Annotated in this window: 12 protein-coding genes; 7 read left to right on the forward strand and 5 right to left on the reverse strand. The window is 63.4% G+C overall.

Features of this window, described 5'->3' with window-relative positions; translation table 11 throughout:
- Positions 1-131 precede the first annotated feature (131 nt).
- The 3 genes from AAHK21_RS13290 (at position 132) to AAHK21_RS13300 (ending at position 3,384) form a co-directional block, all read left to right on the forward strand.
- A complete protein-coding gene (locus AAHK21_RS13290) occupies positions 132-1,124 on the forward strand; it encodes an AraC family transcriptional regulator (RefSeq protein ID WP_046857613.1) in 993 nt (330 codons plus the stop codon).
- A 113-nt stretch (positions 1,125-1,237) separates the two neighbouring features.
- The gene (locus AAHK21_RS13295) at positions 1,238-2,278 is read left to right on the forward strand and encodes a histone deacetylase family protein (protein WP_367857468.1); all 1,041 of its coding nucleotides are present in this window, start codon (positions 1,238-1,240) and stop codon (positions 2,276-2,278) included.
- Positions 2,279-2,280: 2 nt separating this feature from the next.
- Positions 2,281-3,384, forward strand: coding sequence for an extracellular solute-binding protein (locus tag AAHK21_RS13300; protein WP_367857469.1), 1,104 nt, complete (start codon positions 2,281-2,283; stop codon positions 3,382-3,384).
- A gap of 110 nt (positions 3,385-3,494) precedes the next feature.
- Here the strand turns inward: AAHK21_RS13300 and AAHK21_RS13305 are convergent, their stop codons facing one another.
- A complete protein-coding gene (locus AAHK21_RS13305; protein WP_367857470.1) occupies positions 3,495-5,024 on the reverse strand; it encodes a PLP-dependent aminotransferase family protein in 1,530 nt (509 codons plus the stop codon).
- A gap of 90 nt (positions 5,025-5,114) precedes the next feature.
- On the opposite strand from AAHK21_RS13305, the gene AAHK21_RS13310 reads away from it, so the two are divergent.
- From AAHK21_RS13310 to AAHK21_RS13320, 3 genes are read left to right on the forward strand one after another with little or no spacing between them, the layout of a single operon-like run.
- Complete coding sequence (locus tag AAHK21_RS13310) at positions 5,115-5,744, forward strand: FMN-binding negative transcriptional regulator (protein ID WP_367857471.1); 630 nt, start codon at positions 5,115-5,117, stop codon at positions 5,742-5,744.
- Positions 5,745-5,756: 12 nt separating this feature from the next.
- Positions 5,757-6,203: an N-acetyltransferase family protein gene (locus AAHK21_RS13315; protein ID WP_367857472.1), complete on the forward strand. Its 447-nt coding sequence runs from the start codon at positions 5,757-5,759 to the stop codon at positions 6,201-6,203.
- Positions 6,204-6,210: 7 nt separating this feature from the next.
- On the forward strand, positions 6,211-6,882 hold the full coding sequence (locus AAHK21_RS13320; RefSeq protein WP_367857473.1) for a GNAT family N-acetyltransferase: 672 nt from the start codon (positions 6,211-6,213) through the stop codon (positions 6,880-6,882).
- Positions 6,883-6,950: 68 nt separating this feature from the next.
- Here the strand turns inward: AAHK21_RS13320 and oadA are convergent, their stop codons facing one another.
- Both oadA and AAHK21_RS13330 read right to left on the reverse strand, forming a co-directional pair.
- On the reverse strand, positions 6,951-8,759 hold the full coding sequence (gene oadA, locus AAHK21_RS13325; RefSeq protein ID WP_367857474.1) for a sodium-extruding oxaloacetate decarboxylase subunit alpha: 1,809 nt from the start codon (positions 8,757-8,759) through the stop codon (positions 6,951-6,953).
- Positions 8,760-8,770: 11 nt separating this feature from the next.
- Positions 8,771-10,186, reverse strand: a complete 1,416-nt coding sequence (locus AAHK21_RS13330) for an acetyl-CoA carboxylase biotin carboxylase subunit (protein ID WP_023630199.1) — start codon at positions 10,184-10,186, stop codon at positions 8,771-8,773.
- A 204-nt stretch (positions 10,187-10,390) separates the two neighbouring features.
- Here AAHK21_RS13330 and AAHK21_RS13335 point away from each other — a divergent pair, with 204 nt between their 5' ends.
- Positions 10,391-11,338: a LysR family transcriptional regulator gene (locus AAHK21_RS13335; RefSeq protein WP_367857475.1), complete on the forward strand. Its 948-nt coding sequence runs from the start codon at positions 10,391-10,393 to the stop codon at positions 11,336-11,338.
- Here the strand turns inward: AAHK21_RS13335 and AAHK21_RS13340 are convergent.
- The gene (locus AAHK21_RS13340) at positions 11,280-11,498 is read right to left on the reverse strand and encodes a PA3496 family putative envelope integrity protein (RefSeq protein ID WP_081941302.1); all 219 of its coding nucleotides are present in this window, start codon (positions 11,496-11,498) and stop codon (positions 11,280-11,282) included. The genes AAHK21_RS13335 and AAHK21_RS13340 overlap by 59 nt on opposite strands.
- 136 nt (positions 11,499-11,634) lie before the next feature.
- Positions 11,635-12,501: a transcriptional regulator HexR gene (gene hexR / locus AAHK21_RS13345; protein WP_023630201.1), complete on the reverse strand. Its 867-nt coding sequence runs from the start codon at positions 12,499-12,501 to the stop codon at positions 11,635-11,637.
- Positions 12,502-12,571 lie beyond the last annotated feature (70 nt).

The raw sequence follows: 12,571 nt of genomic DNA on the forward strand, positions 1-12,571 counted from the left end.
ACTAGACACCTCTCAACCTTTCAAGGGCCCGAGCGCATGCTACGGGCCCTTTTTTTATGCACGGAACAGGCGCCGGCTGAACGGCACACAACTTGCTCGGTAATGCTCCCCAGCTCAACGGGATGCCGAGCATGCTGCACAGCCACCTCACCACCCTCAACGCCGTTTCGCTGATCCTCCAGGTGTTCCAGGAAGACGGCGTGGACGCGCAGCACATGCTCGCCGGCAGCGGCATAGGCCCCGCAGACCTGGGCCACGCCGATGCGCGCATCACCACCCAGCAGGAACTGCAGGTCTGCGCCAACGCCGTTGCCCGGCGCCAGGACATCGGCCTGGAACTCGGCCGGCGCATGCACGTGTCGTGCTACGGCATGCTCGGTTACGCCTTGCTCTCAAGTGCCACTTTGGGTGACGCCCTGCGCCTGGCGCTGACCTTTCCGGCACTGCTGGGAACAGTCTTCCAGCTGCGCCTGGTGGACGATGGCCAGCGCGTGTGGCTCAGCGCCAGCGACCATTACGACGCGCCTGGGCTGGCCGCCTTCAATGCCGAGTTCTGCCTGCTGTCGCTGAAAGTGATCTGCGATGACCTGCTCGGCCGCCAGCTACCGTTGCTGGCGGCGCGTTTCGAACACCCGCGTCCGGGCTACCACGCGCTCTATGACCCTGCATTCCAGTGCCCGCTCGGCTTCGGCGCCAGCGACAATGCCTTCGCCTTCGAACGACGCTGGCTGGACATGCCCCTGCCCCTGGCCGACCCAATCACCCACAAGGCCATGGGCGAACGCTGCCGGCGCCTCAACCTGGAGTTCACCGGCCGCCAAGCTTGGCTGGGGCGGATCCGCCAGCTGCTGCTGCGGCAACTGGATGCCGCGCCTGGGCTGGAAGGTTTGGCACGGCAGATGAACTGCTCATCGCGCACACTGCGCCGGCATTTGCAGGCGCTGGGCAGCAGTTATCAACAGCTCCTCGACGAGCTGCGCTTCGAGCGGGCCAAGCAGTTGCTGGCCGAGGACCAGATGCCGATCTACCGCATTGCCGAAACATTGGGGTTCAGCGAGACCGCGAGCTTCCGGCATGCCTTCCAGCGCTGGAGCGGCGTGGCGCCAAGCCATTTTCGCGGTTGACCGGTTACGGACGGCTTGGCCACATCGATCCCCTTTTGGCCGTTTGCGACGTTCTCCAGTACCGGGCAGTCCGTAAAAATGGCTCCACGCCAGTGAATACGGAGAACAACAACGTGCTGACGATCTATTCCGATGACCACCGCCTGCACCATGGCCGCTGCGAGCTCATCGACGGCAAGCTGATGCCCTGTTTCGAAATGCCGTCGCGCGCCGACCACGTCCTGGAGCGCGTCAAGCAGCGCAACCTCGGGCCCGTGCAGGGCCCCGTCGACTTTGGCCGCGCGCCGCTGCAGCGCATCCACAGCGCCGACTACCTGGATTTCTTCGAAGGCGCCTGGGGCCGTTGGGCCGCGCTTGGCCAGGAAGGTGACCTGCTACCGTTTACCTGGCCGGCGCGCACCCTGCGCCAGGTCAAACCCAGCGGCCTGCACGGCGAGCTCGGTTACTACAGCTTCGACGCCGGCGCACCGATCACCGCCGGCACCTGGCAGGCCGCCTACAGCGCCGCCCAGGTCGCCCTGACCGCCCAGGCCGCGATCCAGCAAGGCGCCCATGCCGCCTTCGCCCTGTGCCGGCCGCCAGGGCACCACGCCGCAGGCGAAGTGATGGGGGGTTACTGCTACCTCAACAACGCAGCCATTGCCGCCCAGGCCTTCATCGACCAAGGCCGGCGCAAGGTAGCCATCCTCGACGTCGACTATCACCACGGCAACGGTACGCAAGACATTTTCTACACCCGCAACGACGTGTTCTTCGCCTCGATCCACGGCGACCCGCAGGACGAGTTCCCGTTCTTCCTCGGCTACGCCGACGAGACCGGCGAAGGTGCCGGCGAGGGCTGCAACATCAACTACCCGCTGCCTGCCGGCAGCGACTGGGCAGCATGGAGCGCAGCCCTGGAAGACGCATGCCAGCGTATCGCCGCCTTCAATGCCGATGTGCTGGTGATCTCCCTTGGCGTGGATACCTTCAAGGACGACCCCATCTCCCAGTTCAAGCTCGACAGTCCCGACTACCTGGCGATGGGCAAGCGCATCGCCCAGCTGGGCAAGCCGACCTTGTTCGTGATGGAGGGCGGCTACGCTGTGGAGGAAATCGGCATCAACGCGGTCAATGTGCTGGAAGGCTTCCAGCAGGCCCAGCCAGGAGCGTGAACATGACTCGACTCAAACGTCTGCTCGCCCCGCTCATCGCCGCCAGCCTGTTCGCTGGCGCACTCCAGGCACACGCCGAACAGCGTACCCTGCGGGTATACAACTGGTTCGACTACATCACCCCGCAAACCCTGGTCGACTTCCAGAAGGACAGCGGGGTCAAGCTGATCTACGACATCTTCGACACCAATGAAGCACTGGAGGCGAAGCTGCTCACCGGCAACTCCGGCTATGACGTGGTGGTGCCGTCCAACGTGTTCCTCGCCAAGCAGATAGAAGCCGGCGTGTTCCAGCCCCTCGATCGGGCGAAGCTGCCCAACTGGCAACATCTGGACCCGGCTCTGATGAAGCTGATCGAGGCCAATGACCCGGGCAACAAGTTTGCCGTGCCTTACATGTACGGCACGGTGCTGATCGGCTTCAACCCGGCCAAGGTCAAGGCGGTGCTCGGCGACAACGCACCGGTGGACAGCTGGGACCTGATCTTCAAGGAAGAGAACATCGCCAAGCTCAAGCAGTGTGGCGTGGCACTGCTTGATTCGCCGTCGGAGATCCTGCCGCTGGCGCTGTCGTACCTGGGGCTGGACCCCAACAGCGGCAAGCCGGCCGACTATCAGAAAGCCCAGGACCTGCTGCTGAAGATCCGCCCGCATGTAACCTACTTCCACTCGTCCAAGTACATGGCCGATATCGCCAATGGTGATATCTGTGTGGCGGTGGGCTACTCGGGCAGCTTCTCCCAGGCCGCGAATCGGGCTCGCGAAGCGAAGAACGGCGTGGTGGTGGACATGCGCCTGCCGAAGGAAGGCGCGCCGATCTGGTTCGACATGCTGGCGATCCCCAAGAACGCCGCCAACCCGGAAGATGCCCACACATTCATCAACTACCTGTTGCGACCAGAAGTGATCGCACCGATCAGCGACTTCGTCGGCTACCCGAACCCGAACAAGGATGCGACCGACAAGGTCAGCCCGGCGATCCGCAACAATCCGAACCTGTACCCGACGGCGGAGGCAATGGCCAAGTTGTACACGCTCAAGCCGTTGCCACGGGATGCCGAGCGGGCGCGGACGCGGGCCTGGACCAGGATCAAGTCGGGGACCTGATGTTTTTGGGGCTGCTCTGCAGCCCATCGCCGGCAAGCCGGCTCCCACAGGAATTGCACATGTCTTTGTGGGAGCCGGCTTGCCGGCGATGGGTCGCAGAGCGGCCCCATTCAATCTCGCCAGGCCTTGCGTAGGCGCATCAAAGCCTGCGCAATCTCCCCTTCTGGCACTGCCGCGAATCCCAGTACCAGCCCTGCCCTTCTATCCGCAGGCTCCGCGCTGTCCTCCAGCCAGTAGCTGCTCAGCGGAGTGAGCTCCACCCCCACCGCTTCCGCCCGCGCCACCAGCTCCTGCTCCCGCGCCAAGTTATCCACAGCCACCTTCACATGCAGCCCTGCTGCGACGTCCGGCATTGCCCCCAGCCCCGGCACCTCCACCGGCCAACCGGCCTTCAGCACATTCCTGCGGGCCAGCGCCGCCCGGCGCATACGGCGGATATGCCGCTGGAAATGCCCTTGGGCCATGAACTGCGCCATGACACATTGCGTGCCGACTTCCGAGTGCCGCACCGCCAGTGCCTTGGCCTGGCTGAATGCCCGCACCAGGCGTCTGGGCAGCACCAGGTAACCCAGCCGCAAAGCCGGAAAGGCGATCTTGCCGAACGTTCCCACGTACAACACCCGGCCCTGCCGATCCAGTGCCGCCAGCGGTGCCAAAGGCGCACCGCTGTAGCGGTACTCGCCATCGTAATCGTCCTCCACGACCCAGCCGTCCTGGCGCTCGGCCCAGGCCAGCAACGCCAGGCGCCGGGCCAGGCTCATGGTCACACCGGTGGGGTACTGGTGAGCCGGGGTCACGTAAGCCAGGCGGCAATCCGGCAGCTCGGCCAGGCGCGCACAGTCCATGCCCTCTTCGTCCACCGGCACGCCCCTGACCCTTGCCCCCGCCAGGGCGAAGGCGTGCCCGGCAGCGCGGTAGCCCGGGTTTTCCACAGCCACCCCGTCACCAGGCTGCAACAGCAACTGTGCACAAAGGCTGATCGCCTGCTGCGCACCACTGGTGATCACAATTTGTTCAGCACTGCAGGAAAGCCCCCGCGACCGACGCAGATAGGTGGCAATCAATTCACGCAACGGCAGCTCCCCTGCCGGGTCGCCATAGCCGAGCTGCGCCGGGTCGGGATTTCGCCAGAAACCCGCTTGCAGCTTGGCCCAGACCTCGAAAGGAAACAGGTCGAAGGCTGGCAGGCCAACCCTGAAAGCCCTCGGCGCATCGCCTTTTGGCGGAGGCAGATGGTGCTTTTTCAGACGCAACAACGGCTCGCTGCACAGTGCAAAACTGGATAAATCCTCAGTATCAGACGCTTCAGATGTGGATAAGTCTGTTGATAACCCCAGGGATAACCCTGTGGACAGTTGTGTGGATAGTTTTCCCAGGCGGCTTACATAAGTGCCATCGCCTACCCGGCTTTCGATAAAGCCCTCGGCATATAACTGGTCATAAGCACGCACCACGCTGTTGCGCGACAACGCCAGCACCGCCGCAAGGTCACGGGTGGCCGGCAGCCGAGTGCCGCCTTCCAGGCGCCCATCCAGCACGCGCGCGCGCAAGGCCTGGTAGAGCTGCTGGCTGAGCCCGCGACGGCGATCCAGGACGATCCCTGCCGGATCGAAAGGCAACGCGTGGGTACGTTCGCTCATGGCATTGGACCTATCAAAACAGTCATGAATGGCTCTTACACAGAGCCAATAGCCTGCCTAGGATGAAGCCACAGCACAAGGAACACCGGCATGTACAACAGCAAACCGCATCAGGAACATGACCTTGGCCGCCTGCACCAGCACATGCAGCACACCCGCCTGGCAACGCTGATCAGCCACGGTGAGCACGGGCTGTTGGCCACCCATCTGCCCGTGCTGGTCGCCACTGGCGAGGGCGAATTCGGCACGGTCTACGGCCACCTCGCCCGGGCCAACCAGCAATGGCAGGACCTGGCACAAGGCGCTGAAGCCTTGCTGGTATTCCCCGGCGCCGACGCCTATGTCAGCCCCGGCTACTACCCGAGCAAGGCGGACAACCCCAAGGTGGTGCCCACCTGGAACTACATGGCGGTGCATGCCTGGGGCCCGGTGGAGGTGATCCACGAGCCGACACAATTGCTGGACATCGTCAGCCGCCTGACCGATCGCCATGAGCAAGGCCGCGCAGCACCGTGGAGCGTCGCCGACGCTCCGGCTGACTACCTTGACGGCATGCTCCGCGCCATCGTCGGTATCCGCCTGCCGATCGCCCGCCTGCAGGGCGCACGCAAGCTCAGCCAGAACCGTTCGGCGCAAGACATCGCCGGGGTCCGCGAAGGCCTGGCCGCCAGCGCCGACCTTGTGGATAACCAACTCGCCGCACACATGCGCGATCTCTGAAGGAAAAGCCCCATGACAGTCATTACCCTGCGCCCGGTTCGCGCCGAAGATCATGCCGCCTGGCTGCCCTTGTGGCAGGCCTATCTGCGTTTCTACCAGGCCGAACTGCCCGACGCAGTCAACACCAGTACCTGGCAACGCCTGCTCGATGCGAACGAGCCTACCCACTCGGCATTGGCCTGGGTCGATGGCAAGGCGGTGGGGATGGTCAACTTCATCTACCATCGTTCCAACTGGAGCATCGAGAACTCCTGCTACTTGCAGGACCTCTACGTGGACAGTGAAGTGCGTGGCCTGGGCATCGGTCGGCAGCTCATCGAGCATGTCTACGCCACGGCCAAGGCCGCTGGCTGCATCAAGGTGCACTGGCTGACCCACGAGACCAACGCCACCGCCATCAGCTTGTACGAGCAGGTCGCCGAGCGGCCGGGCTTCATCCAATTCCGCAAAGCACTGTAGGCCGCACATGAACGACGCATTGAACTGGAAACCCGCCGGTACGCCCAAGGCCGAGCCCATCGAAGGCCGTTTCATCCGCCTGGAGAAGCTTGACCCGGCCCGCCATGGCAACGACCTTTGGGAAGTACTGCAAGGTCCGGGCTCGGACCCAGCGCTATGGGACTACCTGCCCTACGGCCCGTTTGCTGAGCGCGCCAGCTTCGACCGCTGGCTGGAAGGCAACGCCGCCAGCCGCGACCCGCTGTTCTACAGTGTGATCGACCGCGCCAACGGCCAGGTTCAGGGCATCCTCAGCTACATGTCGATCGTCCCCGAACAGGGCCGCTTCGAGATTGGCCACATCGCCTTCGGCGCCGCCATGCAACGCACACCCAAGGGCACCGAGGCGGTTTACCTTTTGAGCAAGCTGGGCTTCGAGCTGGGCAATCGCCGGCTGGAATGGAAGTGCAACGACGCCAATGCCCGCTCCAAGCGCGCGGCCGAACGGTTCGGTTTTGTGTTCGAGGGCGTGTTCCGCAACCACATGGTGGTCAAGGACCGTAATCGCGATACAACGTGGTATTCGATTACCGATACCGAATGGCCTACCGTGGCGGCGGGGTTCGAGCGTTGGTTGAGTGAGGAAAACCAGCAGCCTGAGGGACAAGTCCGCACGCTGGAAGCGTGCCGCGTGGGCTGATTTATCCAGACAAAAAAAGGGGAGCATCCGCTCCCCAGAGGTTAACCGCTTGTAGATGAAGGCTTCTGTCAGCCCTCGATCTCGATCAGGATTTCACCCGGGGTCACCCGGTCGCCCTTGGCCACGTGAATGGCCACGACCTTGCCGGCGATCGCCGCCTGGACTTCGGTCTCCATCTTCATTGCCTCGGTGATCAGCACCGCCTGCCCGGCCTTGACCATGTCGCCTTCCTTGACCAGCACATCGACGATGTTGCCCGGCATGCTGGTGCTGACGTGGCCCGGCGCGCTGGCCTGCTTGCGCTTGCTGCCGCCACCGCCGACGAATTCGTTGAGCGGCTCGAACACCACTTCTTCCGGCATGCCGTCGATGGACAGGTAGAAGTGGCGCTTGCCTTCGGCCTTCACGCCAACACCGGTGATGTCGACGCGGTAGGTTTCACCGTGGACATCGATGACGAACTCGGTCGGCACGCCTTCACCGCCCACCGCCCCCACCGCGCCGGCTTCCGGAATCGGCAGCAGGGCTTCTGGCTTGAGGGTGCCGGCTTCACGCTCCTCGAGGAACTTGCGGCCGATGTCGGGGAACATGGCGAAGGTCAGCACGTCTTCCTCGGAGTGCGCGAGGCTGCCGATGTCGGCGCGCAGCTTGGCCATCTCCGGCTTGAGCAGGTCGGCCGGGCGCACGTCGATCACGTCCTCGCTGCCGATCGCCTGGCGCCGCAGTTGCTCGTTGACCACACCGGGGGCTTTGCCGTAGCCGCCTTGCAGGTACAGCTTCACTTCATTGGTGATGGTCTTGTAGCGCTCGCCGGCCAGCACGTTGAAGAACGCCTGGGTGCCGACGATCTGCGAGGTCGGGGTCACCAGCGGCGGGAAGCCCAAGTCTTCGCGCACCCGCGGAATCTCCGCCAGCACTTCGTTCATGCGGTTGAGCGCGCCCTGCTCCTTGAGCTGGTTGGCCAGGTTGGAAATCATCCCGCCCGGTACCTGGTTGACCTGCACGCGGGTGTCCACGGCGGTGAACTCGCTTTCGAACTGGTGGTACTTCTTGCGCACGGCGTAGAAGTACAGGCCGATCTCCTGCAGCAACTCGAGGTCCAGGCCGGTGTCGAACTCGCTGCCCTTGAGCGCGGCGACCATCGACTCGGTGCCCGGGTGGCTGGTGCCCCAGGCGAAGCTGGAGATCGCGGTGTCGATGTGGTCCACGCCGTTCTCGACGGCCTTGAGCTGGCACATCGCGGCCAGGCCGGCGGTGTCGTGGGAGTGGATGAACACCGGCAATGACTGCTCGGCTTTCAGTGCCTTGACCAACTCGCCGGTGGCGAACGGGGTCAACAGGCCAGCCATGTCCTTGATCGCCACCGAGTCGCAACCCATGGCTTCCATCTGCTTGGCCTGCTGCACGAAGGCATCGACGGTATGCACCGGGCTGGTGGTGTAGGCGATGGTGCCCTGGGCGTGCTTGCCGGCGGCTTTCACCGCCTCGATGGCCACGCGCAGGTTACGCACATCGTTCATGGCGTCGAAGATGCGGAACACGTCGATGCCGTTGACCGCGGCCTTGGCCACGAAGGCCTTGACCACGTCGTCGCTGTAATGGCGGTAGCCCAGCAGGTTCTGCCCACGCAGGAGCATCTGCAGCCGAGTGTTGGGCAGCGCAGCACGCAGCTTGCGCAGGCGCTCCCACGGGTCTTCCTTGAGGAAGCGCACGCAGGCGTCGAAGGTGGCGCCGCCCCAGACTTCCAGCGACCAGTAGCCGACCTTGTCGAGCTTGTCGCAGATCGGCAGCATGTCTTCGGTGCGCATGCGGGTGGCCAGCAGGGACTGGTGAGCGTCGCGCAGGATCGTGTCGGTAACAAAGATTTTCTTGGACATTATTCGGTTCCTCACAGGCCTGCGTGGGCGGCGATGGCGGCGGCGATGGCCAGGGCCAGCTCTTCGGGTTTGCGCTTGATCGAGTAGTTGGTCAGTTCAGGGTGGCTTTCGACGAAGCTGGTGTTGAACTGGCCGCTACGGAATTCCGGGTTGCGCAGGATTTCCTGGTAATACGCGGCAGTGGTCTTGACCCCCTGCAGGCGCATGTCGTCCAGGGCCCGCAGGCCGCGGTCCATGGCTTCTTCCCAGGTCAACGCCCAGACCACCAGTTTCAGGCACATGGAGTCGTAGAACGGGGGAATGGTGTAGCCGGTGTAGATCGCCGTGTCGGTACGCACACCCGGGCCGCCCGGGGCGTAGTAGCGGGTGATCTTGCCGAAGCTGGGCAGGAAGTTGTTCTTCGGATCTTCGGCGTTGATGCGAAACTGCAAGGCAAAGCCGCGGTGCTGGATGTCTTCCTGCTTGATCGACAGCGGCAGGCCGGAGGCGATGCGGATCTGCTCGCGAACGATGTCGATGCCGGTGATTTCCTCGGTGATGGTGTGTTCCACCTGCACCCGGGTGTTCATCTCCATGAAGTACACCTCGCCATCGGCGAGCAGGAACTCCACGGTACCGGCGTTCTCGTAGTCCACCGCCTTGGCCGCGCGCACGGCCAGGTCGCCGATGTAGGCACGCTGCTCAGGGGTCAGCTGCGGGCTCGGGGCGATCTCGATGAGTTTCTGGTTGCGGCGCTGGATCGAACAGTCGCGCTCGAACAGGTGCACCACGTTGCCGAAGCTGTCACCGAGAATCTGCGCCTCGATGTGCTTGGGGTTGACGATGCACTTTTCCAGGAACACTTCCGCCGAGCCGAAGGCCTTGGTGGCCTCGGAAATCACCCGGGGGAAGTTCTGTTCCAGTTCCTCGCGGCTGTTGCAGCGGCGAATGCCGCGCCCGCCGCCACCGGAGGTGGCCTTGAGCATCACCGGATAACCGATGCGGTCGCCTTCCTGCAAGGCTTCATGAATATCGGCGACATTGCCTTCGGTACCGGGGGTGACCGGCACGCCGGCCGCGATCATGGTGCGGCGCGCTTCGGTCTTGTCACCCATGCGGCGAATGACATCGGCGGCCGGGCCGATGAACTTGATCCCGCGTTCGGCGCAGATCTCCGCCAGTTCGGCGTTTTCCGACAGGAAACCGTAGCCGGGATGCAAGGCATCGCAGCCGGTCTCGACAGCAAGGTTCACCAGCTTGCGCGGGTTCAGGTAGCCGGCCAGGGGCTCGGCACCGATGCTGTAGGCCTCGTCGGCGCGCTTGACGTGCAAGGCGTGGCGGTCGGCGTCGGAGTAGATCGCCACGGAGCGAATGCCCATCTCGGCGCAGGCACGCACGATCCGTACTGCAATCTCACCCCGGTTGGCGATCAGGATTTTTGTTATCACTGGAGTCTTCCCAAAGCCGTAGGAACAGACGATCCGGTTCTACCGGTCGGCGCGTGACCAGACGTCGCTGGCCAGTCGCATATTCACCCTAGCGCTGAAGGTCGATAAACAAAAATCAATATTTGTTAGAGGCAGCATAAGCAAAAGCTTATAGTTGGGTAACAAGGTTTTGCCGGAGCACCGCAAAAAATGCGCAAGTCATTGATGCGTATGACTTTACGTCAGTTGCAGATCTTCAACGAAGTGTGTGATTTGCGCTCCTACAGCCGGGCGGCCGAGGAGATGGCGCTGACGCAACCCGCCGTTAGTCTACAGATCCGCCAGCTCGAAGAGCTGGTTGGCCAGCCGCTGTTCGAGTATGTCGGCAAGAAGCTCTACCTGACCGAGGCCGCCGAAGCGCTGCAACGTGCCAGCCGGGATATCTTCGGGCGTCTGGAGAACCTCGACATGCAGCTGTCGGACATGCAGGGCTCACTGCAGGGTCAGCTGAAACTGGCGATCGAATCCAGCGCCAAGTACTTCGTGCCACACCTGTTCGCCGCCTTCAAGCAGCGCCACCCGGAGGTCAACCTCACCTTGACGGTGGTCAACCGTGCCCAGGCGATCAGGCGCCTGTCGGACAACCGCGACGACCTGGTCATCATGTCCATGGTGCCCCAGGACATGGGCCTCGAGTTCCTGCCCTTCCTGAACAACCCAATCGTCGCCGTGGCACCGCCGCAACACCCGTTGTGCAAGCCGGACAGCCTGCGCCTGCAGGATCTCGAACCGCACACCTTGCTGGTCCGTGAACAGGGTTCGGGCACCCGCAAGGCCTGCGAGGAGTTTTTCAAGGACAAGCGCGTGCATTTCACCCAGACCCTCGAGGTGGCCTCCACCGATGCCCAGCGCGAATGCGTGGTGGCCGGGCTGGGCATCGCCCTGCTGACCCGTCATGCGGTCAACATGGAACTGGCCACCGGCATGCTCAGGGAGTTGCCGGTGGAAGAACTGCCGTTGTACCGCAGCTGGTGCCTGGTGCAGTCCCGGAGCAAGCGGCAATCGCCGGTGGCCCTGGCGTTTCAAGCGTTCATCCGCAGCGAACGTGCAATGATCAGCGGGCTTGCTGAGCGTTTCTCGGGGAAGTTGCCGCCGATACCTGCCACACCGTGAGGTCCTGCAGGTCGGGGTAGTCGGCCAGTTCGCGCAGCAACTGGCGCTGGTCGCAGTAGCATTCGATCGCGCGGCGGTACTCCATGCGGCGCTGATCCTTTTCCTGCTGCTTGCGAGCCTTGGCGTTGGGTTGGTACACACCGTCGTGATCACGTGCCATTGCCTGTCTCCCAGAAAGGATGCGGGGAGTTTCAGACTGGCTTCGGTGGTTTACGGTTTGGCGGTGGATTGGTGACGAAATGATGAAATCTGCATGGGCGCGGGCCAGCCCGATCCCATGCGAGCACAGCCTCGAATCAGTCGTCGGTCGCCTTGATCGACTTGGGCGACAGGCGCAGGCTGCGCAAGCTGCGCTTCACGCTCTTGAGGTGGTTGACCAGGCTCGGCCCGCGCGCCATGGCCACGCCCATGGCCAGCACGTCGATCACCACCAGGTGGGCGATGCGCGAGGTCAGCGGCGTGTAGATTTCGGTGTCCTCATGCACGTCGATAGCCAGGTTGACCGTCGACAGCTCGGCCAGCGGTGTCTGGCTCGGGCACAGGGTGATCAGGTTGGCACCGCTCTCGCGCACCAGGTTGGCGGTGATCAGCAGGTCCTTCGAACGCCCCGACTGGGAAATGCACACCGCCACATCGCCCGGCTTGAGGGTGACAGCCGACATTGCCTGCATGTGCGGATCGGAATAGGCCGCCGCGCTGAGCAGCAAGCGGAAGAACTTGTGCTGCGCATCCGCCGCGACCGCGCCCGAGGCACCAAAACCATAGAACTCCACGCGCTGGGCCTGGGCCATGGCCGTCACCGCCTGCTGCAAGGCTTGCGGGTCGAGGTGCTCGCGCACTTCCATCAAGGTATGCAGGGTGGTGTCGAAGATTTTCAGGCTGTAGTCGGCGACCGAGTCGTCTTCATGGATGGCGAACTGACCGAAGCTGGCACCGGCAGCCAGGCTTTGCGCCAGCTTGAGCTTGAGATCCTGGAAGCCCGAGCAACCGATCGCCCGGCAGAAGCGCACAATGGTCGGTTCGCTGATCCCCACGCTGTGCGCCAGGTCGGCCATCGAGCTGTGCATGACGGCAGCCGGATCGAGCAGCACATGGTCGGCCACTTTGAGTTCCGATTTGCGCAGCAGGTGCCGCGATTGGTCGATATGTTGCAACAGATTCACGGGCTGGACTCGGTTATGATCGGCGTGCCGGGATGTAGCTTTCTTGTAGTTATACTACATGCTTGCCAAC

Source organism: Pseudomonas sp. TE50-2 (assembly GCF_040813665.1).
GTDB classification, from domain to species: Bacteria; Pseudomonadota; Gammaproteobacteria; order Pseudomonadales; family Pseudomonadaceae; genus Aquipseudomonas; species Aquipseudomonas soli.

Coding starts and splice junctions, on each gene's coding strand:
- AAHK21_RS13315 (WP_367857472.1), top strand. CDS start 5,757: ATGACAGTCATTACCCTGCGCCCGGTTCGCGCCGAAGATCATGCCGCC.
- AAHK21_RS13335 (WP_367857475.1), top strand. CDS start 10,391: ATGCGTATGACTTTACGTCAGTTGCAGATCTTCAACGAAGTGTGTGAT.
- AAHK21_RS13310 (WP_367857471.1), top strand. CDS start 5,115: ATGTACAACAGCAAACCGCATCAGGAACATGACCTTGGCCGCCTGCAC.
- AAHK21_RS13320 (WP_367857473.1), top strand. CDS start 6,211: ATGAACGACGCATTGAACTGGAAACCCGCCGGTACGCCCAAGGCCGAG.
- AAHK21_RS13290 (WP_046857613.1), top strand. CDS start 132: ATGCTGCACAGCCACCTCACCACCCTCAACGCCGTTTCGCTGATCCTC.
- oadA (WP_367857474.1), bottom strand. CDS start 8,759: ATGTCCAAGAAAATCTTTGTTACCGACACGATCCTGCGCGACGCTCAC.
- AAHK21_RS13305 (WP_367857470.1), bottom strand. CDS start 5,024: ATGAGCGAACGTACCCACGCGTTGCCTTTCGATCCGGCAGGGATCGTC.
- AAHK21_RS13340 (WP_081941302.1), bottom strand. CDS start 11,498: ATGGCACGTGATCACGACGGTGTGTACCAACCCAACGCCAAGGCTCGC.
- AAHK21_RS13300 (WP_367857469.1), top strand. CDS start 2,281: ATGACTCGACTCAAACGTCTGCTCGCCCCGCTCATCGCCGCCAGCCTG.